The sequence below is a fragment of the Campylobacter sp. RM12654 genome, from assembly GCF_020137585.1.
Classification (GTDB): domain Bacteria; phylum Campylobacterota; class Campylobacteria; order Campylobacterales; family Campylobacteraceae; genus Campylobacter_E.
In genome coordinates this window covers 1-916 of the sequence record NZ_JACGAR010000067.1, presented here as the reverse complement: position 1 = coordinate 916, position 916 = coordinate 1, and the positions used below count along the sequence as shown (strand labels likewise).

1 protein-coding gene is annotated in these 916 nt (G+C 27.4%); it reads left to right on the top strand.

Annotated elements, in window-relative coordinates; all coding sequences use genetic code 11:
• Positions 1 to 826, top strand: an 826-nt coding sequence (locus AVBRAN12654_RS09340) for a BspA family leucine-rich repeat surface protein (RefSeq protein ID WP_336614382.1), incomplete at its 5' end; no start/stop codon positions are given.
• Positions 827 to 916 lie beyond the last annotated feature (90 nt).

Here is a 916-nt window from a genome sequence, read left to right as displayed (position 1 = left end):
GATGTTTAGAGATTGCTTTAATTTCAATCAAGCTTTGAGCTTTGATACATCAAAAGTAACTAATATGCGTGGTATGTTTAGCCGTTGTTCTAATTTCAATCAACCTTTAAACTTTGACACAAAAAATGTAGTAAATATGAGCGATATGTTTTATGATTGTGAAAATTTTAATCAAGCTTTAAGTTTTGATACAAGAAATGTAACTGATATGGGTGGGATGTTTGGTAGTTGTAAAAAATTCAATCAGCCTTTAAATTTCAATACTTCAAGAGTAAGTAATATGAGTTTTATGTTTAATAGTTGCTTTAATTTTAATCAGCCTTTAAACTTTGATACAAGCAATGTAACTCATATGAGTAATATGTTTTCTAGGTGCTGGAAATTAAATCAACCTTTAAACTTTGATACAAGCAATGTAACTAGTATGGGTGGTATGTTTTCAAATTGCGAAACTTTCAATCAATCACTAAATTTTAATACTAGTAATGTAACCAGTATGACGCTTATGTTTATGGGTTGTAAAAATTTCAATCAACCTTTAGATTTTGATACAAGCAATGTAACTAGTATGGATTCTATGTTTAGTGGGTGTAAAAGCTTTAATCAACCTTTAGATTTTGATACAAGTAATGTGCACGATATGGGAGGTATGTTTCATGATTGTAAAAACTTCAATCAGCCTTTAAATTTTGATACAAGCAATGTAACTGATATGAGTTATATGTTTAATAACTGCTCTAGCTTAACCTATAAACCTAATTTTGATATGAGTAAAGTAAAACGTAAAAAAGACATGTTTAAAGGTTGCGATAAACTAGAAAAATAAACTTAAATTTCGTTTGTTTAAGTATTTTCTAGTATTTCAAACAAACGAAATTCCTATTTTAAATTCCTTTTTTTAATTTTTATTATTTAC